Source organism: Acinetobacter sp. YH12201, assembly GCF_013418145.1.
GTDB lineage: Bacteria > Pseudomonadota > Gammaproteobacteria > Pseudomonadales > Moraxellaceae > Acinetobacter.
The window spans coordinates 1-25,310 of sequence record NZ_VPCP01000017.1; the positions used below are offsets into that span (position 1 = coordinate 1).

Annotated in this window: 26 protein-coding genes and 1 other RNA gene; 9 read left to right on the forward strand and 18 right to left on the reverse strand. The window is 40.9% G+C overall.

Going from position 1 to position 25,310, the window contains the following annotated elements; translation table 11 throughout:
• Positions 1-600 precede the first annotated feature (600 nt).
• The 4 genes from FTU91_RS05350 to FTU91_RS05365 all read right to left on the reverse strand — a co-directional run bounded on the left by FTU91_RS05350 (position 601) and on the right by FTU91_RS05365 (position 4,328).
• Positions 601-1,464 (reverse strand): DMT family transporter, encoded by an 864-nt coding sequence (locus FTU91_RS05350; protein ID WP_180081289.1) that lies wholly within the window; start codon positions 1,462-1,464, stop codon positions 601-603.
• Positions 1,465-1,561: 97 nt separating this feature from the next.
• Complete coding sequence (gene fba / locus FTU91_RS05355) at positions 1,562-2,599, reverse strand: class II fructose-bisphosphate aldolase (RefSeq protein ID WP_086196371.1); 1,038 nt, start codon at positions 2,597-2,599, stop codon at positions 1,562-1,564.
• A 122-nt stretch (positions 2,600-2,721) separates the two neighbouring features.
• Complete coding sequence (locus FTU91_RS05360) at positions 2,722-2,994, reverse strand: hypothetical protein (RefSeq protein ID WP_086196372.1); 273 nt, start codon at positions 2,992-2,994, stop codon at positions 2,722-2,724.
• A gap of 146 nt (positions 2,995-3,140) precedes the next feature.
• Entirely contained in the window at positions 3,141-4,328 is a 1,188-nt protein-coding gene (locus tag FTU91_RS05365; RefSeq protein ID WP_180043601.1) for a phosphoglycerate kinase, read from the reverse strand.
• A 141-nt stretch (positions 4,329-4,469) separates the two neighbouring features.
• Here FTU91_RS05365 and FTU91_RS05370 point away from each other — a divergent pair, with 141 nt between their 5' ends.
• The 3 genes from FTU91_RS05370 (at position 4,470) to FTU91_RS05380 (ending at position 6,862) form a co-directional block, all read left to right on the forward strand.
• Positions 4,470-4,853, forward strand: a complete 384-nt coding sequence (locus tag FTU91_RS05370; protein ID WP_086196374.1) for a DUF2237 family protein — start codon at positions 4,470-4,472, stop codon at positions 4,851-4,853.
• Positions 4,853-5,446 (forward strand): nucleoside triphosphate pyrophosphatase, encoded by a 594-nt coding sequence (locus FTU91_RS05375; protein ID WP_180043599.1) that lies wholly within the window; start codon positions 4,853-4,855, stop codon positions 5,444-5,446. The genes FTU91_RS05370 and FTU91_RS05375 overlap by 1 nt, the downstream gene beginning before the upstream one ends.
• A gap of 246 nt (positions 5,447-5,692) precedes the next feature.
• Entirely contained in the window at positions 5,693-6,862 is a 1,170-nt protein-coding gene (locus FTU91_RS05380; RefSeq protein ID WP_180043597.1) for a cupin domain-containing protein, read from the forward strand.
• Between the two features lie 175 nt (positions 6,863-7,037).
• Here FTU91_RS05380 and FTU91_RS05385 read toward each other — a convergent pair whose 3' ends face one another.
• The 5 genes from FTU91_RS05385 to FTU91_RS05405 all read right to left on the reverse strand — a co-directional run bounded on the left by FTU91_RS05385 (position 7,038) and on the right by FTU91_RS05405 (position 11,903).
• Positions 7,038-8,921: an ATP-binding protein gene (locus FTU91_RS05385; RefSeq protein ID WP_180043595.1), complete on the reverse strand. Its 1,884-nt coding sequence runs from the start codon at positions 8,919-8,921 to the stop codon at positions 7,038-7,040.
• Positions 8,918-9,601, reverse strand: a complete 684-nt coding sequence (locus FTU91_RS05390; RefSeq protein WP_180081291.1) for a response regulator transcription factor — start codon at positions 9,599-9,601, stop codon at positions 8,918-8,920. Before FTU91_RS05390 ends, FTU91_RS05385 begins: the two co-directional genes overlap by 4 nt.
• 309 nt (positions 9,602-9,910) lie before the next feature.
• Complete coding sequence (locus tag FTU91_RS05395; RefSeq protein WP_180043593.1) at positions 9,911-10,690, reverse strand: glutathione S-transferase N-terminal domain-containing protein; 780 nt, start codon at positions 10,688-10,690, stop codon at positions 9,911-9,913.
• A 22-nt stretch (positions 10,691-10,712) separates the two neighbouring features.
• The gene (gene rraA, locus FTU91_RS05400) at positions 10,713-11,225 is read right to left on the reverse strand and encodes a ribonuclease E activity regulator RraA (protein WP_086196380.1); all 513 of its coding nucleotides are present in this window, start codon (positions 11,223-11,225) and stop codon (positions 10,713-10,715) included.
• 3 nt (positions 11,226-11,228) lie between these two features.
• Entirely contained in the window at positions 11,229-11,903 is a 675-nt protein-coding gene (locus tag FTU91_RS05405; protein ID WP_180043591.1) for an NAD(P)H-binding protein, read from the reverse strand.
• A gap of 214 nt (positions 11,904-12,117) precedes the next feature.
• Between FTU91_RS05405 and rpsT the strand changes: the two genes are divergently transcribed.
• Positions 12,118-12,384: a 30S ribosomal protein S20 gene (rpsT, locus tag FTU91_RS05410; RefSeq protein WP_039622003.1), complete on the forward strand. Its 267-nt coding sequence runs from the start codon at positions 12,118-12,120 to the stop codon at positions 12,382-12,384.
• Positions 12,385-12,565: 181 nt separating this feature from the next.
• Here the strand turns inward: rpsT and FTU91_RS05415 are convergent, their stop codons facing one another.
• Together FTU91_RS05415 and FTU91_RS05420 are read right to left on the reverse strand one after the other, a co-directional pair.
• Positions 12,566-13,309 carry a histidine phosphatase family protein gene (locus FTU91_RS05415; protein ID WP_086196462.1) on the reverse strand — a complete coding sequence of 248 codons (744 nt, stop codon included), beginning with the start codon at positions 13,307-13,309 and terminating at the stop codon, positions 12,566-12,568.
• A gap of 58 nt (positions 13,310-13,367) precedes the next feature.
• A complete protein-coding gene (locus tag FTU91_RS05420) occupies positions 13,368-14,222 on the reverse strand; it encodes a 3'(2'),5'-bisphosphate nucleotidase CysQ (protein WP_180043589.1) in 855 nt (284 codons plus the stop codon).
• A 13-nt stretch (positions 14,223-14,235) separates the two neighbouring features.
• Here FTU91_RS05420 and FTU91_RS05425 point away from each other — a divergent pair, with 13 nt between their 5' ends.
• The 4 genes from FTU91_RS05425 (at position 14,236) to FTU91_RS05440 (ending at position 17,225) form a co-directional block, all read left to right on the forward strand.
• Positions 14,236-14,922: an HAD-IA family hydrolase gene (locus tag FTU91_RS05425; RefSeq protein WP_180043587.1), complete on the forward strand. Its 687-nt coding sequence runs from the start codon at positions 14,236-14,238 to the stop codon at positions 14,920-14,922.
• Positions 14,915-15,352 carry an RNA-binding S4 domain-containing protein gene (locus FTU91_RS05430; protein ID WP_180043585.1) on the forward strand — a complete coding sequence of 146 codons (438 nt, stop codon included), beginning with the start codon at positions 14,915-14,917 and terminating at the stop codon, positions 15,350-15,352. Before FTU91_RS05425 ends, FTU91_RS05430 begins: the two co-directional genes overlap by 8 nt.
• A 156-nt stretch (positions 15,353-15,508) precedes the next feature.
• Positions 15,509-16,552 carry a recombinase RecA gene (gene recA / locus FTU91_RS05435; protein ID WP_180043583.1) on the forward strand — a complete coding sequence of 348 codons (1,044 nt, stop codon included), beginning with the start codon at positions 15,509-15,511 and terminating at the stop codon, positions 16,550-16,552.
• Between the two features lie 73 nt (positions 16,553-16,625).
• The gene (locus FTU91_RS05440; protein ID WP_180043581.1) at positions 16,626-17,225 is read left to right on the forward strand and encodes a regulatory protein RecX; all 600 of its coding nucleotides are present in this window, start codon (positions 16,626-16,628) and stop codon (positions 17,223-17,225) included.
• Positions 17,226-17,266: 41 nt separating this feature from the next.
• On the opposite strand, the gene ffs is transcribed toward FTU91_RS05440, so the two are convergent.
• Positions 17,267-17,363, reverse strand: an RNA gene (gene ffs, locus FTU91_RS05445) — signal recognition particle sRNA small type.
• A 295-nt stretch (positions 17,364-17,658) separates the two neighbouring features.
• Here ffs and FTU91_RS05450 point away from each other — a divergent pair.
• Positions 17,659-18,519, forward strand: coding sequence for a YbgF trimerization domain-containing protein (locus tag FTU91_RS05450; protein WP_180081293.1), 861 nt, complete (start codon positions 17,659-17,661; stop codon positions 18,517-18,519).
• Positions 18,520-18,571: 52 nt separating this feature from the next.
• On the opposite strand, the gene lpxA is transcribed toward FTU91_RS05450, so the two are convergent.
• The 6 genes from lpxA to rseP are packed head-to-tail and all read right to left on the reverse strand — an operon-like array spanning position 18,572 to position 25,308.
• A complete protein-coding gene (lpxA, locus tag FTU91_RS05455; protein WP_086196388.1) occupies positions 18,572-19,360 on the reverse strand; it encodes an acyl-ACP--UDP-N-acetylglucosamine O-acyltransferase in 789 nt (262 codons plus the stop codon).
• Complete coding sequence (gene fabZ / locus FTU91_RS05460) at positions 19,357-19,842, reverse strand: 3-hydroxyacyl-ACP dehydratase FabZ (RefSeq protein WP_171263214.1); 486 nt, start codon at positions 19,840-19,842, stop codon at positions 19,357-19,359. Before fabZ ends, lpxA begins: the two co-directional genes overlap by 4 nt.
• Before the next feature lie 5 nt (positions 19,843-19,847).
• Complete coding sequence (gene lpxD / locus FTU91_RS05465) at positions 19,848-20,915, reverse strand: UDP-3-O-(3-hydroxymyristoyl)glucosamine N-acyltransferase (protein WP_180081295.1); 1,068 nt, start codon at positions 20,913-20,915, stop codon at positions 19,848-19,850.
• Positions 20,916-20,918: 3 nt separating this feature from the next.
• The gene (locus FTU91_RS05470) at positions 20,919-21,416 is read right to left on the reverse strand and encodes an OmpH family outer membrane protein (RefSeq protein ID WP_180081297.1); all 498 of its coding nucleotides are present in this window, start codon (positions 21,414-21,416) and stop codon (positions 20,919-20,921) included.
• 35 nt (positions 21,417-21,451) lie between these two features.
• Positions 21,452-23,911 (reverse strand): outer membrane protein assembly factor BamA, encoded by a 2,460-nt coding sequence (gene bamA / locus FTU91_RS05475; protein WP_180081299.1) that lies wholly within the window; start codon positions 23,909-23,911, stop codon positions 21,452-21,454.
• Positions 23,912-23,952: 41 nt separating this feature from the next.
• Entirely contained in the window at positions 23,953-25,308 is a 1,356-nt protein-coding gene (gene rseP, locus FTU91_RS05480; protein WP_180043570.1) for an RIP metalloprotease RseP, read from the reverse strand.
• Between the last annotated feature and the right edge of the window lie 2 nt (positions 25,309-25,310).

Sequence of the window (25,310 nt, forward strand, 5' to 3'; positions counted from 1 at the left end):
TTGTTCCACTTTAGATATTTGTTTAAGATGAGATGTAACTCATTGAAATGTGTCATCATATTCGTCGTCAGAAAACAAGTATTATGCCATTATTTCAATGAGTTATCTTTTTTTGTCGTGTACAAAGGTCCCTACTATGCTTCCAGCTATCAAAATGCCGATAAAATTTGAATGTCGCTCTTGCCAAACGGTTTACATGCAGAAATATAGCGCAGATGCTATTTTGACGTCTTACCCTAAATGTCCACATTGTCAGCAACCCGGTCAACTTCAGGGCACGATTGAAATGCAGGATCTATTCAAACATCCTATTATTATGGCTAACTACTATTGGAAAGATACATTACAACGCTTTCAACGCTCATAATTGAGCAAATGTCCTTATACTATAAAGCTTGAATACTAAAAATACAGCGCATTTAAATGCGCTGTATTTTTAATTGCAATTCTTGCATTGCCAGCAATATTATCTTCAGCTTTATCAACAAGAAAATCATCACTATTCTGCCCGCCCTGTCTGCCATCAAAATGGCTTATTATTGGGTTTGGCAGAAAAGGAAGATTTTCTGCAACATCCTTTCATTTTTGTATCGAGCTATATCAGACAGACATTGCATAGGCTAAGCAAATAACACTGGCCAAACCTAAAGCAAGACCGCATGCAGTTGCAGGTTTTAATTTTTCTTTAAACAGAATTAAGCCACTTAAAGCTCCCAGCAGCACCACAAGAATGTTCATGCCTGCAAACACAATTGCAGGTGTGTCTTTTAATAATATGTGTGCCTTGACATACAGGGCTATATTGGCAAAATTTAAAACTCCCAGCCCCAATCCAGCCAGAATATTTCGACTACTGCCTGCTGTTTTCGTGGTCATGCCAATATAAGCCAACGACAAGATGAAGGCACAGATAAACATCAAGTTTAGTGCTACAGCAAACTGCACTCCCAAGCCAGTGGTGTACTTGAGCAATACATCAATCAGCGCATAGCCACACCAGACCAATGCCAGATAAAGCAAGCCTTGCTTTGAAAATGGCTGCCCTTGCGCTGCTGCTTGATGTGAAAATAAAATACTGAGTACGGCGGAAATCCCTAATCCGATTCCGATTATTTTTAAGGTATTAAACTGTTCCTGAAAAATAAAGAATGCTGCCAACAGAGACAAAACCACCGATAAACGCTGGGCAATTTCCGTTTTGATAATACCGGCATATTGCAGTGATTTCGCCAAGCACAGGAAAATACTCGGTAGTAATACACCCAGCGCCACAATCAGCCACCACGGCGTATCGATAACTGATATGTGCTGTAAATCGGGCTTAAACCATAAAAAACAGAGTACACTTGCAGAGGCATAGTTCCAGACAATCATCTGCAAGGCATCAAAACCATTAGCCTTGCATAATTTAAACAACATTGAGATGACGACACTACAGCATGCTGCAGCCAATATAAGTTCCATCTTTTGCCTTATTTTCCCTATTTATCATGCTTTAGGAATGAGATACAGAAAAGCCCACAATAGATGTGGGCTTTTGATTATAGATAATCTTTAACGATTATTTATAACGATTCACCATTTTCTCTAAAGAAATTGGACGAATCTTGTCTGCATGACCTGCAGTACCAAATGCTGTATAACGATCTACACAAATTTGTTTCATTGCAACAATAGTTTCTGCAAAGAATTTACGTGGATCGAATTCGCTTGGTTTTTCCGCCATCATGCGGCGCATTGCACCAGTCGATGCCAAACGCAAGTCCGTGTCGATATTGATTTTACGAACACCGTGTTTGATTGCTTCAACCAGTTGTTCAACAGGCACACCATAAGTTTCCTTGATGTCGCCGCCAAATTCATTGATTACAGCCAACCATTCTTGAGGTACAGAACTTGAACCGTGCATGACAAGATGGGTATTTGGTAATGCCGCATGAATTTCTTTAATACGGTCAATTGCCAAGATGTCGCCTGTAGGTGGACGCGTGAATTTGTATGCACCATGTGAAGTACCTACGGCAATCGCCAAGGCATCTACATCGGTATCAGCAACAAACGAACGTGCTTCTTCAACTGAAGTAAGCAGTTGAGAATGGTCAAGCACACCTTCTGCACCTACGCCATCTTCTTCACCCGCCATACCTGTTTCAAGGCTACCCAGGCAACCAATTTCACCTTCAACTGAAACGCCACAGGCATGTGCCATTTGAACAGTACGGCGAGTCACGTCTACGTTGTATTCATATGAAGTTGGTGTTTTACCATCTTCACCCAAAGAACCATCCATCATTACTGATGAGAAGCCCAACTGGATAGAACGCTGACATACGTCAGGGCTGGTACCGTGGTCTTGATGCATTACCACTGGAATGTGTGGCCATTCTTCAATTGCAGCTAAAATCAGGTGACGTAAGAATGGAGCACCTGCATATTTACGAGCACCCGCAGATGCCTGCACAATGACAGGTGAATTTGTTTCGTCTGCGGCCAACATAATTGCACGCATTTGTTCTAAGTTGTTTACATTGAACGCTGGTACGCCGTAGTTGTGTTCTGCAGCGTGATCCAAGAGCTGGCGCATCGAGATTAGAGCCATAATATCCTCCCAGGTGATGCGCCATATTCTACATGCTGAATCATTTCAATTCAGCAACAAAACACACTATTTCAAAAAAAATCCCTGCTTATGCAGGGACTTTTAAATAAAAAACTACAAACTTATTGAGCAGTTGCTGTAGAGGCAGCATCATCTGTAGCGGCAGTCGCTTCATCTGCTGGTGCATTTGCCACTTCAGCAGGTACATCAGTATTTTTTTCATCCAGGACAGGCTTATCCAGTGCATCAATCGCTTTTTGCTGTTCTGGAGTCGTTTGCTCCTCTACTGCTGCTGAAGCGGCAGTTTCAGTTTTAGGTGCTTCATCTTTCTTGGCACAGGCAGTCAAAGCCAAAGGTAAAATCACAAGTGCTGCAAGTGTTAATTTCAGGTTCATCACATTTTCCTACGACAGGAGATTTAATGACCGGAATTTTATTGCAGATATATTGCATTTTTATGACCAAAAAATGAATCACTCAAATGAAAAGGCATGAAAAAAGGCTGACCGAAGTCAACCTTTGATACTTTTAAAAGAATGTATTAAGCGCGTTCTAAAAGCACAGCAACCGCTGGAAGGGTTTTGCCCTCAACAAATTCAAGGAATGCACCACCACCCGTAGAGATATAACCGATCTTGTCTGCAACGTCGTATTTATCAATCGCAGCTAAAGTATCGCCACCACCTGCAATAGAGAAACCATCAGATTCTGCAATTGCTAAAGAGAGTGCTTTCGTACCTTCACCGAACTGATCTACTTCAAATACGCCAACAGGACCATTCCAGAGAATCGTTTTTGATGTTTTCAGGATTTCAGCAAATGCTTTCGCAGTTTCTGGACCCACATCCAAAATCATGTCGTTGTCTGCAACATCTTCCACTTTTTTTACTACAGCTTTAGCCGCAGCCAATGAACCGAGGAAATCATCAAAGTTAATTTCAGCAGCATCTGCAACCACAACGTCAGTTGGAAGCGGTACAGAAACTTTTGCTGCGATCGCTTTTGCAGTATCGATCAAATCATTTTCGCAAAGTGATTTACCCACGTTGTAACCAGCCGCAGCCAGGAAGGTATTGGCAATACCGCCACCTACGATAATTTGATCGCAAATATCTGAAAGTGAAGTGAGTACATCAAGCTTAGTTGATACTTTAGAACCCGCAACAATCGCAACCATTGGTTTTTCAGGGGTTTTAAGTGCACGACCCAAAGCATCCAATTCTGCTGCAAGTAAAGGACCCGCAGCCGCTACTTTTGCAAAACGCGCCACGCCTTCAGTTGACGCTTCTGCACGGTGTGCAGTACCAAATGCATCCATCACAAATACATCGCAAAGCGCAGCATATTTTTGTGCAAGTTCAGGGTTGTTTTTCTTTTCCCCAACATTGAAACGGCAGTTTTCAAGAAGTACCACTTGACCAGCTGCAACTTCAACACCATCTAAATAATCAGTGAAAAGTTTGACTTCCTGGCCCAAAGCTTCAGTTAAGTACGCTGCAACTGGCGCCAAAGATTGTTCAGGTTTTGGCTCACCTTCAACTGGACGACCAAGGTGTGAATAAACCATGACTGCTGCACCTTTTTCCAAAGCCGCTTTAATGGTTGGCAATGCTGCGCGTAAACGTGCATCACTGGTAATTACACCGTTTTTAACAGGAACGTTTAAATCTTCACGAATTAGTACACGCTTACCTGCCAAATCCAGGTCAGTCATACGCTGAAAGTTCATGTATAGCTCACTTTATAGATATAAAAAACGCCCCGATTTTAAATGATTATGTAGAAAAAGGTTAGCATCTTTTGCAGAAAAGCTGTCGAAAGGCAAAGTTTTGATTATTATAGTCAAAAGCCACATCATGATTTAGAGCTTATGTCTATTCACCCAGATCCAAATATCAATCGTTTAAATGTTTTAGGCGAACCCTTGGCAAGCTGTTGCTACTCTCCTATTACCGGTTATTTTCGTAACGGCTTTTGTCATACGGCGACCACAGATCTAGGTCAGCATACGATGTGTGCACAAATGACCGCTGAGTTTCTTAATTTTTCGCAAAAAGTAGGTAATGACCTGATCACACCTCTTCCAGAAGTCGATTTCCCAGGTCTAGAACCGGGTGATTTCTGGTGCATTTGTGTAACCCGTTGGGTTGAAGCATATCAGGCTGGTATTGCTCCGCCTATTAAAATACAAGCTTGCCATCAAGCTGTGCTCTCATATGTTCCGCTTGATGTGCTCATGGAATATGCAGTGTAATGAATACTCCCAACATTATTTTGGCTTCAAGCAGTCAAACCCGTAAAGAGCTGATGAATCGTCTCCGTATCGACTATCAGAGCTTGGTACCAGATATCGATGAATCCCCACGGGGCGAAGACCATGCAGATGAACTGGCGAAACGGCTGGCTTTTGAAAAGGCCAACGTTATTGCCGAACAATATCCCGATGCTATTGTGATTGGTTCCGATCAGGTGGCGTGGCGTGAAGGGGCACCCGATATTTTTATTGGCAAACCGTTAACTGTGGAAAAAGCCATCAAACAGTTACAGGCCAATTCGGACAAAATCGTTTATTTCAGTACCGCCCTCAGCGTACAGCAAAAATCGACGGGATTTGAACAGACTCTGGTTGAACATTATAAAGTGAAATTCCGCAAACTGGGTTTGTCCGAAATTGAACGTTATATTGAAGTCGATCAACCTTTAATGTGTGCAGGCAGTTTTAAGTGTGAAAGTCTCGGCATTAGTCTGTTTGAACAGATGACCGGGCAAGATCAAACCACTTTGATGGGTATGCCGATGATTCAGCTTTGTCATATCCTGCGTCAGTTGAATGTGTTAGTACCCTAGCTCAAATTCTGCTTAAGCCAATCCTTCCATGTTGAATGGTTGGCTTATTTGAGGGTTCCACCCTCCTTGTTCAAGCTTTTCCTGTCCATGATTCATGGCTAGCATTGCGCTATTATCAATTTCAAAACTTCCCACACTACTTCACTCCCATAACGCAGACTAAGGAATCTCCCCCAACTGATTTACAACTTGCTCTCACCTGCAACTCCATAGACAATAAGCATAAATTTATAGGTGCTTTATCTTATGTCCCAGCCTCTAGACGTGCTTGGCGGAATTACCGCCGAACAATTCCTTGCCGAATACTGGCAAAAAAAACCATTACTGGTTCGTAACGCTCTCCCTGAAATTGCAGGCCTTTTAGAACCTCATGATGTTATGGAACTGGCGCTAGATGAAAATGTCACTGCCCGCTTAATCAAGCAAAAAGATAAAGACCCAAATCAATGGTCAGTGAAGTCTTCACCTTTGATTAAAGCAGACTTTCAGAAGATGCCTAAGCTTTGGACTCTACTGGTTCAGGCCGTAGACCATTATTCATTTGATCTCGCTGAACTGTGGAAGAAATTTCCCTTCATTCCGCTGTGGCGTCGTGATGACATCATGGTGTCTTATGCGCCTAAAGGTGGATCTGTCGGCAAGCACTTCGATTTTTATGACGTGTTCCTGGTACAAGGTTATGGTCATCGCCGCTGGCAATTGGGACAAATGTGTGATGCAGATACTGACTTCGTTGCAGGACAACCTTTAAAATTACTTCCTGACATGGACGTGAATTTTGATGAGGTGCTTGCTCCCGGTGATCTACTATATGTACCGCCTGGTTTATCACACTACGGCGTAGCGGAAGATGACTGCCTGACTTTTTCTTTCGGTTTCCGCATGCCGAACGTGGCAGAAATGATGGATCGCGTCAGTGACAAATTCGCAGACGATCAGTTGCTTAAAAATCCATTAAAAGACATTCTGCGTGACAAGATCAGCCCGATTGGTCAAATTACCCAAAATGAGCTGGAGTATTTAAAAACTGAACTTTTGGCACAATTGCAAAATCCAGCTGTACTTGAGGATGCCCTGATGAGCCTGATGTCAGAAGCGAAATATCCGGAAAATATTCCAGAGGCGGAAGCCATTGGTACAGGTGATCTGGAAGAAGCTTTGGATCAGGGCTATTCACTCATGCTCGAGCCGGCATCTCGCCTGCTTTATACTGAAGCTGAAGGTGAGTTGCTATTTTGGGCAAATGGTGAAGGCATTTGTATCTCCGAAGTTTTTGCCCCAATTTTAAAACAATTGGCTGACGGCGGTTCGGTATTACTCGATGACAATTTATATGATCCAGATATTCTCGAAGACATTGTGAATTTGCTCAATGAATCTATTCTGATGCTGTTGCCTGCAGAAGATGAAGAATAAATAAAGCTACAAAATGGGGAAAATAATATTTTCCCCATTTTTATATTTTAAAAAATTTATATTTATTTCTTCTCAAGATCAGCAGAAAAAATAATTCACTCATTTTAATTTCTTCCAATTTTATAAAATGATGAAATAGCAACCGACATTTAAAAAGCAAAAAAAATTTAATTGCTTATTTCAGCTGAACAATCGCCTGAATGATGGTGCAACCCGGTTCAGAAGATAATTTAAACTCGCCGCCCATACGCTCCAAACGCATTTTCATACTGCGCATGCCAATACTTAATCCCTGTTGCACTACACTATCTGCATCAAAACCGACACCGTCATCTTCTATACTCAAAATAAACTGGTTTTCTCGAATATAGACCATCGCTATTTTTACCTGCCTGGCCTGACTATGTTTAATAATATTGATCAGGCTTTCTTCCAGTACCCGAATCAAGGTGAGACACTGTAAAGCACTCGGCACGGCTTGCCATTCCTGCGGAAAAATCCATTTAGAACGAATATCCAGTTCATCCATAAGCTGACTAAAACGATGCCTAACGGGTGCCACCCACAGTATGGGATTAACTGGAATTTTATTATCTGCAGATGAACCACTATCGATAATTTGCCTAAGGTCATCTCTTAGTAATTTAAGCATCGATAAAAATTGCTTGTTGGAAATATCATGCGTACTTTGATCCACTAAAATCATCGAGCGAACCAATGATGCGCCCAAACCATCATGTAAATCATGGGATAAATTGATTCTTTCTTGTAGCTTGACATTTTTAAGCTCTAATTGATGTTTTTCATTCAAACTGGAGCTTAAATCATTACTGACCTGCTGAACTTTCATTTCTAGCTGGGCATTAAATGTTTCAATTTTTTTAACATTACGTGCCAATCTTGAACCTAATATAATTACCATAAAAAAGGTGATAATCGGTCCGGTATAGGGAGATAATGGTCGAACATCCTTTACAACCACCTCTCCCGATAATAATAAAAGGTCGAATATCATAAAAATGACAATAGCGCTTAGGCAAATGGCTAAAAAGATATAATCTGTTCTTTTAGATTGAATTGCGTAATAACAGGCATATAGATAACCGATAATAAACAGTCCAACATAGATTAAAAATATCAGCGCAAAAACCCAATAAGCTGACTGCTGCGGGGTTAGAAAAATACCTGCAATAATCAGTCCCGTAATTCCCCAAACAACTGTCTCAACTTTAATAAAGCGCTTTTGGATAAACCTGAATGAATAAATACAGAAACTTACAACATAAAGAATAAAAAAAGCCAAATTGGCCTGTGCTGCAATTAGTGTATTTGGATAGGGAAATGTTTCTGTAGTCAACATATTGGAAATAAATAGCACCCATAACAAGGAACTTAAGGCAAACCATCCAAAAGTAGTTTCTTTTCGCCGCGATAACCAGATAACAAAACAGATCACCCCAAACGTAATGGATAAAATAAGATTAATTTGAAATAAAGTTCTGCGATTCCATATCTGACTTTGATATGACTCGTAATTGTTTTGTACATTATTAAAAGCAATCTGACCAATACCCGAAGACTGGAAAGCAAAGCCATTCACATAAATTAAAATTTCATTTTCGCCGCTGTTTAATCCCGATATTGGTAAAATCCAGTAACGCGGCATATTCCAGCTTTTTGACAGTGGTTCTTGTAAATGCTTATCTCTCCAGAGTAAATCACCATTCAAAAAGACTGCGCCGGCAGAATTAATATAATCAATTGAAAAAGCAATCGGCTCGGCAAGTCTAGCCTGATTCTGACAGGACCAGCTCCATTGAATTTTGTACCACGCTGCTCCGTTATAATTTTTCCAGCGTTTTTGCCACTGATCGGGTAAATTTACAGACTCCCAGCCCTGTCGGGGTAAAACTGTGACTGAACTGGTTTTGACAGTATCAATAGAATGAATGTGTACTGCACATTGTGCATTAATATTTTCAATTATTTCGGCAGAACTGACTTGACTCAGCAGGCTAAGAACAAGAATAAAAAAATAATGCACAATCAATGACTTCATAGAATCCCTAAGGATCTTGCTGCACTCACGGCCTTTGTTCTTTTGGTCACCGACAATTTACGGTATATGTGCTTGATATGACTTTCAACAGTATATTTAGAAACAAACAATTGTTCAGCGATTTCCCGGTTACTCATTCCTTGAGCGACCAGATTTAGAATCTCAGTTTCCCGGCTGGTTAACAGCTCCATATCTGCATCTATGATTTTCTGATCAGCTACTGCCGGTATAACCGCAGCTGATATCTGTTTCAAAATTTCTTGAGCAATAAAAGGGTCTATCGGCGCACCGCCACGTAAAATGCTACGAATGGATAACTTAACTTCAACATCATCACGTTCTTTCAGAACATAACCTGTCGCGCCTGCCTTGATTGCTGAAAATAAACTTTCCTGAGTACTCCAAGCCGATATCACCAAGATCATGGCATTGCTATCCTGTGCATGAAGCTTTTCAATCAGCTCTATGCCGTTACCGTCAGGCAGTCCCAAATCAACCAAAGCCAAAGAAACAGGTTGCTGCTCTATTTCTACAAAAGCCTGTTGCAAGTTTTTAGCAAAAATCAGCATATCTTTGCTATAGCCCAGTTCTGCCAATATCTTTTTTAATCGTTCTTGAATCAGCCCTTCATCTTCAACAATTAAAACTGGAACGGGTAAAATCGTTGCTAATTCTGACACACAGCACCCCCTATTATAACCGCCTACTATAGCGAAAAATACAAGCTAAACAATATCCCTAAAATCAGGTAATTTAATAACTTTTATATTAATAAACGATCAATTTTATTTACTATTACATTGTAATCAGCCAGTGTTAAGACCATAAAATACAAATTTTAAAGTTTCAATCGATGATTTAGCCATCAGTTATCCATTCAATATTCTGACTATCATACCAGGGTATAACTTACTTTAGTTTTTGCTTAAATTAATCAGATATAGGCCAAAAAAAACCGCTGTTTTAGCAGTTTCTTACTTCGGATGAGATTAGTGACCATATTGCTGGTTTAAGTATTTCACAATCTGTGCAGACTCAAACATTTTCACTCCGGTATTTGGATCAATTAAATAAGGAACCTGAATATCTCGCCCCATAATTTCAACGGTCTTTTCACGTTTACCACCCGCTAAGGGTTGATATTTTCCAGGTTTTAAACGCAATATTGCCGGCCCCATATCCTGCCAGCGCTCTTTAGCCACGTTATGATAAATATAAGGTAGCTCAAGCTCAGTTAACATTGCTCGTACCACACGGGTAAAAGGACTGGCTTCAAAACCCCATAACTCCAAAAGTTGCTCTGGTGCTGCACGATCTTTAATTTTCCGGTTAATCCAGACGCCGCATGCACCATTCACGATGGTGCCAGCTAAAGCCACGACAGGGATTTTGGGATAATGGGCAAATTTTTTCGGTGTGGTTCCCGTTCGGCCATAATGTTTAAATAAATGATTAATAATGGCTTGTGATTCATATATTTCTGTACCGGTATTTTCATCTACGAAAAATGGAAACTGTTTTTTTCCACCTTTTTCTTTGACAATTTTCCGGTATTTCTGGCCACCCTTAGGGCAAGGATAAACCTCATAATCCAGATTTAACAAGGTTAAAACCTCACGCACACGGCGACAAAATGGCGAACCCTCAAACTCATAAAGTTTCAGTGATTTTTCAGGCTGCTTGGGAAAAGCTGTACCGCTCACACCTCGTCCGCCTTCAGTCAAAGATGAAGCCAGCGCTTGTATCACTTTAATTTGATGATTCACCATTTTTATCCTTGTATCTCTGTCTTTATAAATCGACTAATTTTTCTTTTGCCACCACAATGCCGTTGTTATCGGCATAGATATAATCGCCAGAACTGACGCTTACACCACCAAAATACAAAGTTAAATCCACTTCGCCTATGCCTTTGCGATTACTTTTTTGCGGAATTGCAGCCAACGCATGTACACCCAGGTCCAGTTCGGCAATCGCATCGACATCACGTACACACCCGTAAATAATTACCCCATTCCAGTGATTTTTCACCGCTGATTCAGCAATCATATCGCCCATCAAGGCACAGCGCATAGATGCTCCACCATCCACCACAAGCACTTTACCAGTACCATCGGTTGCGAGCAGTTCTTTGACACGTGAATTATCTTCAAAACACTTTACAGTGACTGCCTGACCACCAAAACTTTTACGTGCACCATAGCTTTTAAAGAATTTTCCATCCATTGATGGGGTGACCACCTGAATTTCTTTTTCTGGATTGTCATCAAGTAAGTCACAGGTTACGAATGCTGGATTAGACACTTTTTATTTCCCTCGTTTGAAATTTTGTATGCGTAAATTATCATAAATTTCAAACTTTTCAGTCTGAGTTTGTGCAGCCTCGACCATAGTATGAGCTACTTGTACTGCTGTCACGGGCTTATATTTAAATGTATCAGGAACCCAATGCGAGAATTTTTGATACAATTTTTGCGCCATATCTTCTAAGGTGCGTTGTTCTGGTCGTTCACCGATTAATAGTGATGGGCGCAGAACAGATACATATTCCAGATTTAAGCCTTGGATATGCTGTTCCAGTTCACCTTTGACTTTATTGTAAAAAATTCTGGATTGTGCGTTTGCGCCCATGGTACTAATTAATAAATAGTGGGTCTGGGTCGATTCAAATAAATCAGCAAAATGTGCATTGATTTCATAATCAATATTATAAAAATTCTGTTTTGAACCGGCTTTTTTTAGTGTCGTGCCTAAACAGCTGAAGGCATGACTATAACCATTTACATCTTCATCGTTCAGTAACAGAAAATCCTGCAAGATAAATTGTTGTACTTTTTCCAGACTTTTAATCTGCTGATCTTCATGCCGAACCACAGCCGTTATTTTCTCACAGCTTTCAAGCTCATTGAGCTGTTTCAGCAATTCACGTCCCACTAGACCTGTTGCACCAATCACAATTACACTTTTAATTGATTTAGTCATTTTTTAATCGATCTCTATAGGTTTTACTAACGTAACAGTTTTTTTATACTTTTTATGCATCTAAAATGTTGCTGAATCAAGTCAAGACTTGACTTAACGCCATAGTTTAATCACAATATGGCACTTGTTTACGGGCTGGTGATAATTCTTCTGATGAAGGTTTTCAGTTGTAATTTCAGCCCGCCCAGACCAATCTAATTCAAGGAGTGCACGAGTGGCAAACTCTGCTCAAGCTAAAAAACGTGCTCGTCAAAACGTTAAAGCACGTAAACACAACGCAAGCTTACGTTCTATGGTTCGTACTTATCTTAAACGTACAGTAGCTGCAATCGCTGCTGGTGATTATGCTGCTGCTACAGAAGCATACAAAACTGCGGTTCCTGTAATTGACCGTATGGCTGATAAAGGTATCATCCATAAAAACAAAGCTGCTCGTCATAAGAGCCGTTTAAATGCACAAGTTAAAGCTTTAGCTAACTAAGTTGTTGCATTAAAAAAAGCCCTTTTAGGGCTTTTTTTACGTCTATAAAAAATTATTAGGTCTAAAAATAGCACCTTATAAAAACATAAGGCACTTCAAAACTTTTATTAAAAATTGTTTTTTAGGGTTACTTTATTCAGAAAGTAGTATCAAGATGACATTTTTTAAGAGCAATACTGTTTTATTTTATTTTTTCCAGGTTCTGAAACTCGCGAATCGACAACTCGTTCACTTGACCACGCCAAATCCATTTCAGTTTGGATTCTAAAAACACATCACCTTCAAACCAGACAAACAGGCCTTCCATCATTTTTGGCCAGTCTTCATGGCTAACGGTATTACGCCCAGAAATCACCGCAATAATGGCTGCCAAAATAGTATCGTGACTTACAGCCAGACTTAAACCAAAATGATCTTGCGGATGAGTGTTATAAATCAGCTCCAGCACATCGACTACACCAGTAATCGGATGTTTCATTCCAGGCAAGGCATTATTGACAAAACTGTTAATAAAACCCAAAGCACCTTGTTTCTGAAAATAAGGCCCCGCCTGTTTAATATCAAGCACAAAACTTCCCGGCTCAACCAGTAAACCTTGCTGGACAATTTCAATATGATGGGTATTTTGTACCAGCGTACTCGAATCGGCACCCTGTATCATTAAAGCAGCAGTATCGACACAGCGTTGAATCGGACTTGAAATACAGTGCTGGATGCTACGATCCGTATTATCAATTAAATAGTTACCCCATGCCTGGGCAAGCTCACGGCCTTGTTCAGTTAACTGCAAATCATAGCCTGCCAAACCCTGCCCTGTAACGACCTCGCGAATAGAATGGCGGGTAAACAGAGTGACAGGTGTTTTAGCATCAGGCAATAAATCAATCGCCTTCAGCATACTTATAGGGAGTAAATCTAACGCCATGAAGCAGCCAAAATTAAACATGGGTACATAGCATACTATAGCATGTTAATGCATCAGCTCAATGTATGTTCGCCATAAGTCCTAGGGCCTGGAATGCCAAATTTTTCATCTCGATATTACGAAATGCGATAAAACCACCATTCAGTAAACTCTCGCGCTGATTATATACAAAGGGTCTGCCTTTAAAATCTACCAGCCCGCCACCGATGCGTTCAATCAGGCATTGCCCTGCACTGGTATCCCACTCACTGGTCGGATGAAAGCGTGGGTAAATATCCACTTTACCTTCCAGCATCATGCAGAACTTATAGGCACTGCCCGCCCTAAACTCTACAATATCCACCTGCTGTTTCAGGATGTCCAGATATTCAGCATATTTAGGTTTGTTCTGACTACTTTGACTTAAACCGACCTGAACAGTTTCAGATGGCAGATCATCAACATATTGCAGCCATTGCCCCGTTGCAATTTCTAATTTTAAAGGCAGGCCATGTTTGGGACAAAAATATATCGTTTGTTCACCAGGGATGGCTAATACAGCGAAGGTGGTATGCACCCCCTCAACCAGACTCAAATTAATGGTAAATTCAGGACGTTTATGCAGAAATTCCTTGGTACCATCCAAAGGGTCAAGCAACCAGAATTTTTGCCATTGCTCACGCTCGGTATATTCACCTTCTTCAGACAACAACGAGATGTTCGGAAAAATTTTGTGTAATGCGGTCGTGATAAACTCATTAACCCGATAATCTGCCTGGGTTACGGGTGATTGATCATTTTTGTGCTCAACATCAAAAGTTTCACCTGCACAATAGGCTTGATATTCTGCTCGCAAAATTTCACATGCCTGTGTCACAATGGGAACTAACTGTAAAATCAGAGCATCTTGCGGTGCCGTAGTTGCATTAAACATAGATTACCTTCATATGCCGAATTCCTCAGAAAAACCCACCATCATCTTTGACATGGATGGTACGCTTCTCGATCTTGCTTATGATGATTTCATCTGGAATCATCAACTCCCTATTTGCTATGCAGAAAAGCATAACTGTACACTCGAACAAAGTACCCAAGCGCTATTTCAGTTTTACCAGCAATACAATCATACCTTAAATTGGTATTCCACACGCTTCTGGAGTGCAAAAGTAGGGGTTGATACATTGGCGCTGCAACAGGAATTTCAACACAAGGTAACTTTACGTCCAGGATGTATTGAACTGCTGGAATATCTTAAAGCTCATGGCTATGCCTGCTGGATTGCAACCAATGCCGATTGTGAAGGCCTGAAATTCAAACTTGAACAGACCCGGATTGCACATTACTTTGATGTCATAATCAGTAGTGAAGTGATTGGTCACGCCAAAGAAAACATCGAATTTTGGCAGAAACTCCATTCACTGCACCCCTTTCAGGTCGAACATACCTATTTTATTGATGACACTGAAAAAGTACTCAAAGGTGCAGAAAAATTTGGTATCCAGCATTTAATTACCATTGCCCAGCCCTCATCTCAAAAAGAAGTTAGGACCGAAAGTTCCTATCCCATTTTACAAGAGCTGACCGATTTAATGGTGATTTTAAAACAAGCTGAGGATCTGAAAAAATATGCCTAATTCTTCTCAACAGAACAATGTTGAAAGTATGCGTGTTGACAAATGGTTGTGGGCAGCACGTTTTTTTAAAACACGTTCAATATCCAAAGCTGCCATTGAAGGCGGTAAAGTTCATCATAACGGTGAACGGGTTAAAGTTTCCAAAGAAGTTCGTGTCGGTATGGAACTCACCATCCAGCAGGGTTTTGACCGTAAAACCGTTGTCATCAAGGCCTTATCCGCCGTTCGCGGTGCAGCACCGATTGCCCAGCAACTTTATGAAGAAACCGAAGTGAGTGTTGCAAGACGAGAGTTGATTGCCACCCAAAGAAAGTTGCATAATCTAGCCCGACCTGAACATCGGCCGAGTAAAAAAGATCGAAGACAAATCAGTAAATTCAAACAAGATAATGATCAGCAGTTCGATCAGCACTGGTCATATCATGATTAGAAGCTGTTGATATTTAAGCGTCACATTCTGTCGCATTCGACTGAATTGATATAGTACATAAGGAATGAATCTGTCACTATACTTGGGTGGAACACGTTTGAAAGCAACACATCCACTTAAGTGAATATTTTTGTGACATCGTTTTGAGGTTGTGAGATGGATGATAATAAAAGCAAGGCGCTGAATGCTGCCCTAAGCCAAATTGAAAAACAGTTTGGTAAAAATACAGTAATGCGCCTTGGTGATAATACTGTACAGGCCGTTGAAGCGGTCTCTACAGGCTCTTTAACCCTGGATATTGCTCTGGGTATTGGTGGTTTACCTAAAGGTCGTATCGTTGAAATTTACGGCCCTGAATCTTCAGGTAAAACCACCATGACTTTGCAAGCCATTGCAGAATGTCAAAAAGCGGGCGGTACATGTGCCTTCATTGATGCCGAACATGCTCTTGATCCGCAATATGCCCGCAAGTTAGGCGTAGACATCGACAATCTTTTGGTGTCACAACCGGACAATGGTGAACAGGCACTTGAAATTGCCGACATGCTGGTACGTTCTGGCGCCATTGACCTGATCGTGGTCGACTCCGTTGCAGCTCTAACCCCACGTGCGGAAATTGAAGGTGAAATGGGCGACTCGCACATGGGTCTGCAAGCCCGTTTAATGAGCCAGGCACTCCGTAAAATTACCGGTAATGCAAAACGCTCTAACTGTATGGTGATCTTCATTAACCAGATCCGTATGAAGATTGGCGTGATGTTTGGTAGCCCTGAAACCACAACGGGTGGTAATGCGCTTAAATTCTACGCTTCCGTACGCCTGGATATCCGCCGTATCGGTCAGGTGAAAGAAGGTGATGAAATCATCGGTTCGGAAACCCGCGTAAAAGTCGTGAAGAACAAGATGGCGCCTCCATTTAAAGAAGCGGTATTCCAGATTCTGTATGGTAAAGGTGTCAACCATTTAGGCGAATTGATTGACCTCGCCGTACAGCAAGAGATCATCCAAAAAGCTGGCGCATGGTATTCTTATCAGGGCGATAAAATTGGCCAAGGTAAAAACAACGTGATTCGCCATCTGGAAGAAAATCCACAAATTGCAGTGGAAGTGGAAAAACTGATTCGTGAACAGCTTCTCACCACAGGTACAACACCGGTAGAAGACAAGGATGAAGCTGAACCAGACTTTTTAGATGCTTAATTTCCAGCATAATAAAAGTTAAACTGTAAAACGCCCTACGGGGCGTTTTATATTTGATGTGATATAGACCCTTATGAGCAATCCCAAATTTCCTAATATGCTGGATTACGCAGCACTCAAGCAACAATTTGATGAGCCGCCTGGAGAATTGTCGACCTGTTCGATTCCGCCTAAAGAATCCGATGCTTTACACTTTGAAACTGACACCCAGCCCAAGCCTCAAGGCTTGACGGGCACACGCTTACGTTCCTACGCTTTTGCAGTATTGACACGTAAGGAATACTCAAAAGCGGATCTGATCGAGAAACTTGCACTTTATGCCGTGGATCGTGATGAAGTGCTAAAACTGGTGGATGAACTGGCGAGTGAAAATTATCAGAGTGATCAACGTGTAGCTGAAATGATGCTGTCAAGCCAGAAACGTAAAGGTAAAGGTCCAAACCGCATCAAGATGGCATTAAAATCAAAAAAAATTGATAGCAGTCTAATTCAAGATGAATTAAAAGAAACAGACTGGAATGAACAAGCCTATCAACTGAAAGTAAAAAAATTCGGTCTTGATGTCGAAAAAGAGCCAAAACTGAAAGCCAAACAAATACGCTTTTTGATGTATCGTGGATTTGAAATGGATGCGATTATGAAAGCGATTAGCCGAAGAGCAGAAGAAATATAAATAGCGGGAAGAAATAAAAATTATTATAAAACTGGTGGCAACCCTACCAGCAAGCCTTCGGCACATCATATTTCCACTACCGTTGCTACCTTCCGGTCCTGGCGGGGTTCGTGGAGTACAATTGCGAAGTAACCGGCAGGGCTACCATTGCAAGAACAGAGTATAGAGATTTTTAACTAACTTGCAAGTATTCCAAGCTGTTTTCCCGCAACATTACTTTTATTTGATTATTAAAAAAACAATATTGATTAAAAACAGCATTTTTGGATATTTTTTATCAGCACAATCAATTACTTTAAAACTATGACAAGATTGTAAACACATATTGCATTTCACGGGCCGGACGTTTTTAATGTCGTCATGTCTTTTAAATGGTCACACTTTAAAACCTCAGGTTTAGAAAGTACCAAAGAATACAAAATGGATGTTTTTTATGATGCTCAAACAGCATGCTTTATGTGTACTCACCTTGTTGGGTTCCACTTCACTTTATGCCAATGTCCCGATTGAATCACGCGGCTTGAGTCAAAATAACAGTATTGACCTCAGTGCTAACAATGTTGCCATTAATTCAGGTGCAACTGTTGCCAATGTGCCAACCAACCTAAATTGGCAAATCATACAAAAAAACCAGCAATTAGAAAATGACATTCGTGCATTACGCGGCAAAATTGAAGAACAGGACAACGAAATTGAAAAACTTAAACATGAACTGACCAATCGCTATACTGACCTAGACCAACGTCTGGAACTTCTGCAACAGAAAGTAGACCCAGAAAGTGCAGCTCCAGAGGAGGATAACCAACAGGATACTTCTCCCAGCAGCTCAAACAGCCAAGCCACAGTAGCATCTCATACATCCGCTAAAGAAGTGGCTCCAGCAACAGCCAAGCAAGCAGTTCCCGCCAATGCTCAGCCCTCTTCAACTGAACTTGATAAAGCAGCCTATACTGTAGCGCTGGATGCTTATAAACAAGGCGGTGCAAAAAAAGCCATTGCTCCTATGCAAAACTTTATCAAGAACAATCCCAATAGTATCTACATTAGTAATGCCTATTTCTGGCTGGCTGAATTTAATCTGGCCGTGGAACCGACCAATTATGCAGAAGCTAAAAAGAACTATAATATCGTGGTCAATCAATACCCCAATTCTGCCAAGGCATCACGTTCCCTATATCAACTCTACAATATAGCCAAAGATGTCGATCACAATATGACTCTCGCCAACCAGTTAAAAATAAAACTACAAAAAAATTATCCCAAATCTGAAGAAGCTGGATATCTGAAGAAATAAAAGACAAAAAAAGACACCTTAATAGGTGTCTTTTTTATAGCAGTATATTCGATTAACGAACAATACCACGCTTGGATTGCTCTAATGAATCAATCAATAACTGTACTTCAGGAGCTTCAGGCAACAGGTCGGTACGAATCTGCTGTATGGCCTGCTCAGTGGTTAAAGCTTCTTTATAAATCAATTTAAAGGCTTGACGTAAGGCCTGGATCACATCTTTAGACCAACCCTTACGACGCATACCTTCAACATTCATGGCAAAGGCATGCGCTGGATTACCTGAAACCATAACATAAGCAGGTACATCTTTTAAGATTAACGAAGCACCACCGATCATGCTGTAAGAATCAATTTTGCAGAATTGATGAATACCTGAGTTTCCACCCACAACCACATAATCGCCAACCTGAACATGTCCGGCAACACCAACATTATTGGCAAAAATATTATGATCGCCCACCACACAGTCATGTGCAATATGTGTATTGACCATCAATAAATTATGACTACCGATTTTGGTAAGACCTTGATCTTGAACCGTACCACGATGCAAGCTGCAATGCTCACGAATAGAGTTATGATCACCAATTTCAAGCCAGGTCTCTTCGCCAGCATATTTTAAATCCTGACAAACTTCACCCACACTCGCGAACTGGAATATTTCGTTGTTTTTCCCAATACGAGTATAACCACCAACCACTACATGTGCATGTAGCTTGGTGCCCTCACCAATGGTGACCTGTGGCCCAATAATACAATAAGGGCCAATTTGTACATCTGCAGCAATGACTGCAGATGAGTCTATAATGGCGGTTGGGTGAATTAAATCGTTATTACTCATGCCTGCTCTATTTTCTGATGCGAAACCGTAATTTCCGCGGTTGTTGCTACAACGCCATCCACTGTGGCGATACAATTATATTTGTAAATTCCACGTTTGTGCATAACCAATTCTGATTTTAATACCAATTGGTCACCAGCAACGACCTGTTTTTTAAAACGGACTTTTTCAACACCCGCAAAAAGGAACAATGATCCTGGACCAGGTTTTTCATTATTCATGATAAAACCAAGTATACCAGAGACTTGAGCTAATGCCTCAACAATCAAAACGCCTGGCATAATCGGGTAGCCCGGGAAGTGCCCCTGTAAAAACTCTTCATTGATTGAAACATTCTTATAGCCCACAATGCCATTGTCAGTCACATCTACAATGCGATCGACCAATAAGAATGGATAGCGGTGAGGTAAATATTCACGAATTTGTTGAATGTGCATTGGCAATTCAGGTTTCGTAAATGCAGGAGTATTCGACTCAGTCATCATATCTATTTACGCTTAAAAGTTGATTCAAGGGACTCGATTTGAGCCTGTATATGATCAAGCCGTTTAAGTAACTGGGTCAATGGCACATCTGCTAATTGTTTAAAGCGTACTGCAGCCCGTTTCCAGTGCAAACTTTCCAGCATTGGTGTACCAGAAGAATAGCTCCCTGCCTCAGAAATACTTTTTGTGACCATTGACATACCGGTAATTGTGACATTGTCGGCAATATTAATGTGACCTACCACCCCCACTGCTCCAGCCAGTACACAGTTTTTGCCAATTGTTGTGCTACCTGCTATACCACATTTCGCAGCAAGTGCTGTATTTGCACCAATTTTTACGTTATGGGCAATTTGCACAAGGTTATCAATAATGACACCATCTTCCAGAATAGTATCATCGAGTGCACCACGGTCAATGCTGCAATTTGATCCAATTCTGACGTCATTTCCGATTTTAACTGAACCCAATTGTGCAATACGATGCCATTTACCTTGGTAAGGAGCAAAACCAAAGCCTTCTCCCCCAATCACGGTATTGGCATGAATACGGACACGATCCCCAATTTTTGTGTCACCCGTTAATGTGACATGTGAATCGATAAAGCATTGCTGACCAATTTCGACATCATCATCAATTTTAACGTGTGACTGAATGACGGTGTCATCACCCACCACACAATGCTCACCAATAACAACATAATGTCCAATATAGGCACTATCGGCAATTATGGCAGAAGGATGAATTTGTGCTGTACTTTCTATCCCCTGATGCCGATTTTTCTTTTCAAATACATGCGTCAGAATGGCAAAAGCCAGATAAGGATTATCGACTACAATAAAATTATTGTGTGTATCTAACTGATTTTTTAGAGAGGAAGTAACGATCAACGCACCCGCTTTTGAAGCGCGTGCCTGATCCAGATATTTATCAGCATTTACAAATGCAATATGTTTCGCTTGAGCTGCATCCAAGCTGGCCAATCCTTCTAATATTAAATCAGATTGACCTACGTACTCACCCTGTACCAGATGGGCAAGATCTTCTAAGCGAAATTGTCTAGGATTCATTGATTACTTAATAACGTTAACCTTTTGAATCATTTTATCAGTTAAATCATATTTAGAGTCATAAGCAAGTGCGGAATTTTTATTCAAAACAATATCCAAGTTATTTTCTTTACGTAATTGTTCTGCCACTTGCTTGACTCGAGCTCCTAAAGTTTTGTTCATCATCTGAATCGTAGACTGAACGGTTGACTGTACACTTTGCTGCAGCGTATTAAACTCTTTTAGCTGAGTCTGAAATTGCACAGACATTTTTTGCTTTTCAGCATCAGATAAATTAGGCGTTTGCTGAGCGCGTTGCTGTAGAGCTTCCAGTTCTTTAGCCAACTGTTCCAGTTTAGTGGTTTTCGGCTTAACTTTTTGCTGCAAAGAAACATTCTGCTCTTTTAAATAAGTGCTATTTTCTACCACTTTTTCCAGATCAACCACCCCATAACCAGCGGCATGTACCATCGACATACTCGCCAAACCAACAAAAACCAGGCTCATTAATATTTTCTTCATACACATATCCTCTTTAAACCCATTGAGGGTCGCACTTAGAAAGTACGACCAATCTCAAACTGGATATTTTTAGTCTTATCACCGTCTTTTTCATTTAACGGGTAAGCATAACTGAGAGATAACGGTCCAATCATGGTAATCCAGGTAAAACCAGCACCTACGCTATAACGCATATTTCCAGCATCAAAACCAAACTTATCATTACAAGCCTGTTTATCTGCTTCAGAAAAAAGAACATTACATTGTGTATCAAATACCTGTGCACCTTCAGCAAACAGTACTGGACGAACCTGACGCGTCCAATCGCCTTTAAACGGTAATGGTAAAGCCAGTTCGGTACCAAATTGCACCAAAGCATTACCGCCCACTTGTTCTGGATCTGGATCTGGATCACCTGTATTGCTATAGGTTACACCCGGATACTTTGGTCCCAAAGTACTGTTGTCATAGCCACGTACTGAACCAAAGCCACCAGCATAGAAGTTTTTATAGAATGGCAAGTCGTTACCATAACCCAACTTACCATAACCACGCAGTACAAAACCCTTACCTAAAGGCTGGAAGGCTTGCGCATCATAGGTGATTTTTTGATATTCCACATCACTACCTGGTAATGCAATTTCTGCGTTAACGCGATGTGACATACCATTGGTTGGGAATACTGGACGGTTTAACGTATTATATGACCAGCCCAAATTTAAATTATAAGTGAGGAAATCACCTTTGTATTCGACACCTAATGGCTGTGTCTCACTTGTACAAGCACCTGTTATAGGATCTGTTGCTAAACAATAAGTACGTGTCCCTGTTGTCTTACCGTCATTCGCCAATAAATAATCCCGTACATAAGTAGATACATACGGACCAGTAGTAACATCCGTCTGGTCAATATTTAAACCTGCACTCACACTCTGGTTTTCATCAATTGGATAACCGAAGTTGATACCACCACCAAAGCTGTCCGTTACATAGTTATTGACGTTATAGTTATTATCCAGCTTGGTTTTACGATAGTACATGTTATAACCGCGACGTACACCATCAATAGTGAAGTACGGATCGGTTACGCTTAAATTATAATAGTCTTGTGTTTCTGAACGTGACAAGTCAATTGATACCGCATTACCTGTACCCAGGAAGTTGGTTTGACTTAAACCGGCCTGGAAGGTCACACCACCACTTTGCGAGAACCCGACTGCCAGTGTACTGGTACCTGAATGCTGTTCCTCAACATTCACGTTCAGATCCACCTGGTCAGGTACATTCGGAATACGTGCCGGTTTAATCTCAACTGTTTTAAAGAAACCTGTACGTTCGAGACGAACTTTAGATAAATCAATTTTTTCATTGCTGGCTAATGCACCTTCCATCTGGCGCATTTCACGACGTAATACTTCATCGGCAGTTTTGGTATTACCGGTAAAATTAATACGACGTACAGTAACTTGCTGACCTGGATTAATATAATAATTTAAATCAACTAGTTTGGTTTCTTTATTAATTTCAGGAACGACATTCACTTCAGCATAGTAATAACCGGCATTACCATACTTACGCAGTAAAAGCTGCTTGACTGCATTGACTTTTTCTTGAGAATAAATCTCGCCATCTTTATAAATTTGCAGTGCTTTTAATTCTTCAGGTTTATAAAGTGCGTCACCCAAGAACTTGCTTTGACCGAATTTAAATTGCTCGCCTTCTTCTACCGCAACTTCGACAAAGATATTTTTTTTATCTTCACTCAAGTTCAAACTTGAGTTGGTGATATTGAAATTGATATAACCCTTGTTTAAATATAAAGCACGTAAAGCTTCAAGGCTGGCAGCCATCTTTTCACGTGCATAGCGATCGTTACGGGTAACAATCGAACTCCATGTACTTTCTTTAACAGCAAAAGCCTGCTTGATATCGCTTTCTTTAAAAACGGTATTGCCAATAATATTGATATCAACAACTTTAGCTGCCTTACCTTCAACAAAGTCAACGGTTAAATCAACACGGTTATTCGGTTTGGCAGTCGTGATTACCTTAACATCGGCATCATAACGACCTTGCTGCATATACTGCTGTTCAAGTTCAGTTTCAATGGTTTGCAAAGCAGATTTTTTCAAAACCTCGCCTTCTGCAATCCCCATTTTTTTCAGCCCTTCTTCCAGGGCTTCTTTGGGAATCAGTTTATTTCCCTTAAACTCAACCTTGGAAATAACCGGGCGTTCTACCACGCTAAAAACAAGCGTATCTGCTTGTTGAGATGCCTTGATATCATCAAACAGGCCAGTGGCATACAAGGCACGAATCGCATTTGCAATGGTCGCATCATTAACCCGATCGCCAGCATTGACAGGCAACACTCCATAAACATTTTCTGGCGTTAAGCGAACAAGTCCATCAATTTTGATATCGCGAACAATGAATTCATCTGCTGCATATACTTGTTGTACTGCTGCCATTGCACTAACGAGTGCCAAAGGCATAAATAAATGTGTGTGCTGCATGCCAGTCTTTTCCGATGTTAATTTATTACATATTTACGTTGTTATAAACGCATGAAGTCATTGAATAGTGCAAGGAGCATCATGCTACCGAGCAGTACCATACCAATTTTTAAACCAAACAATTGTATTTGTTCAGAAACAGGTTTACCACGAATTAGCTCAATAACATAGTAAACCAAGTGTCCACCATCAAGCATTGGTATAGGCAATAAATTTAAAATACCTAAACTCACGCTCATTAAGGCCATAAATGAGATAAAGGTTTGCCAACCCATTTCCGCACTTTGCCCTGCTACCTTGGCAATGGTGATCGGTCCAGATAAATTATCCAGCCCAATTAAACCACGAACCATCTTAACCATCGAGTTCAAAATCATACCTGAAATTTGGCCCGTTTTATCAATAGCCATCACCAGTGCTTCAGTCGGACTATATTGAATGGTTTGCTTATATTCTTCGGGAATGGTTATTTTTCCAGGGGTACTTTGTACACCAAGCATACCTGAAACATTACCCATGCTGTCACGCTTGGCTTGTGGCATCACCTGTAAATGTAGCAGTTGATTTTGACGTAATACATCTATTTTTAATAATTTTTCTGGAGAAGCCTGAACAACTTGAACAACATCGAACCAGTCATTCATTTTCACACCATCAATGGCCACAATTTTGTCGCCTTCTTTCATCCCCTGACGAATAGCTGCACCACCTTCACTCAGCTTGCTGACCACGGGAGCAATATATGGACGGTATGGCATAAAGCCCAAACTGTCCAATGCAGACTGGTCTTGATTTTTTAAGAAGTTCTGGATAGGCAAGTAAAAGGTTTGTAACTGACCGTGACGGTCTGCCTGAATTTCAATAGAACCGGTTTCACCAACACGATCCACCAAAGCAAAATTTAACTTTTCCCAAGTTGTGACTTGCGTTCCATCGACTGTTGTAATTTTGTCACCAACCTGCATTTGAGCTGTAGCTGCCGGGGTATTTGGCAACACTTTACCCACACGGGTGTTCAATTGTTCTTGCGATGGAATAAACAAAACCCAGAACAATAAGACGGCAAAAACCAGATTGATTAACGGCCCGGCAGCAACAATTGCGATCCGTTTCCAGGGATGCTGACGGTTGAATGCCTTAGGTAAATCCTCTTCAGCAACGCTGCCTTCCCGTTCATCCAGCATTTTGACATAGCCACCTAACGGTAATGCTGAAAGCTGATATTGAATGCCCGATTTTTTAGAGGTCCACTTGACTAAGGTCGGCCCAAAGCCAATCGAATAAACTAAAACTTTAACACCCAGTTTACGCGCAACAATATAATGTCCAAACTCATGAATCGCAATGAGCGGTCCAAGAAGTAAAATTGCTGCCACAATCATAAACAAGGCACTCATTT

Excerpts from the sequence above, each read along its gene's own strand:
- FTU91_RS05350 (WP_180081289.1), bottom strand. The coding sequence starts at position 1,464 with ATGGAACTTATATTGGCTGCAGCATGCTGTAGTGTCGTCATCTCAATG.
- fba (WP_086196371.1), bottom strand. The coding sequence starts at position 2,599 with ATGGCTCTAATCTCGATGCGCCAGCTCTTGGATCACGCTGCAGAACAC.
- FTU91_RS05360 (WP_086196372.1), bottom strand. The coding sequence starts at position 2,994 with ATGAACCTGAAATTAACACTTGCAGCACTTGTGATTTTACCTTTGGCT.
- FTU91_RS05365 (WP_180043601.1), bottom strand. The coding sequence starts at position 4,328 with ATGAACTTTCAGCGTATGACTGACCTGGATTTGGCAGGTAAGCGTGTA.
- FTU91_RS05370 (WP_086196374.1), top strand. The coding sequence starts at position 4,470 with ATGTCTATTCACCCAGATCCAAATATCAATCGTTTAAATGTTTTAGGC.
- FTU91_RS05375 (WP_180043599.1), top strand. The coding sequence starts at position 4,853 with ATGAATACTCCCAACATTATTTTGGCTTCAAGCAGTCAAACCCGTAAA.
- FTU91_RS05380 (WP_180043597.1), top strand. The coding sequence starts at position 5,693 with ATGTCCCAGCCTCTAGACGTGCTTGGCGGAATTACCGCCGAACAATTC.
- FTU91_RS05385 (WP_180043595.1), bottom strand. The coding sequence starts at position 8,921 with ATGAAGTCATTGATTGTGCATTATTTTTTTATTCTTGTTCTTAGCCTG.
- FTU91_RS05395 (WP_180043593.1), bottom strand. The coding sequence starts at position 10,690 with ATGGTGAATCATCAAATTAAAGTGATACAAGCGCTGGCTTCATCTTTG.
- FTU91_RS05405 (WP_180043591.1), bottom strand. The coding sequence starts at position 11,903 with ATGACTAAATCAATTAAAAGTGTAATTGTGATTGGTGCAACAGGTCTA.
- FTU91_RS05415 (WP_086196462.1), bottom strand. The coding sequence starts at position 13,309 with ATGGCGTTAGATTTACTCCCTATAAGTATGCTGAAGGCGATTGATTTA.
- FTU91_RS05420 (WP_180043589.1), bottom strand. The coding sequence starts at position 14,222 with ATGTTTAATGCAACTACGGCACCGCAAGATGCTCTGATTTTACAGTTA.
- FTU91_RS05425 (WP_180043587.1), top strand. The coding sequence starts at position 14,236 with ATGCCGAATTCCTCAGAAAAACCCACCATCATCTTTGACATGGATGGT.
- FTU91_RS05430 (WP_180043585.1), top strand. The coding sequence starts at position 14,915 with ATGCCTAATTCTTCTCAACAGAACAATGTTGAAAGTATGCGTGTTGAC.
- recA (WP_180043583.1), top strand. The coding sequence starts at position 15,509 with ATGGATGATAATAAAAGCAAGGCGCTGAATGCTGCCCTAAGCCAAATT.
- FTU91_RS05440 (WP_180043581.1), top strand. The coding sequence starts at position 16,626 with ATGAGCAATCCCAAATTTCCTAATATGCTGGATTACGCAGCACTCAAG.
- FTU91_RS05450 (WP_180081293.1), top strand. The coding sequence starts at position 17,659 with ATGATGCTCAAACAGCATGCTTTATGTGTACTCACCTTGTTGGGTTCC.
- lpxA (WP_086196388.1), bottom strand. The coding sequence starts at position 19,360 with ATGAGTAATAACGATTTAATTCACCCAACCGCCATTATAGACTCATCT.
- fabZ (WP_171263214.1), bottom strand. The coding sequence starts at position 19,842 with ATGACTGAGTCGAATACTCCTGCATTTACGAAACCTGAATTGCCAATG.
- lpxD (WP_180081295.1), bottom strand. The coding sequence starts at position 20,915 with ATGAATCCTAGACAATTTCGCTTAGAAGATCTTGCCCATCTGGTACAG.
- FTU91_RS05470 (WP_180081297.1), bottom strand. The coding sequence starts at position 21,416 with ATGAAGAAAATATTAATGAGCCTGGTTTTTGTTGGTTTGGCGAGTATG.
- bamA (WP_180081299.1), bottom strand. The coding sequence starts at position 23,911 with ATGCAGCACACACATTTATTTATGCCTTTGGCACTCGTTAGTGCAATG.
- rseP (WP_180043570.1), bottom strand. The coding sequence starts at position 25,308 with ATGAGTGCCTTGTTTATGATTGTGGCAGCAATTTTACTTCTTGGACCG.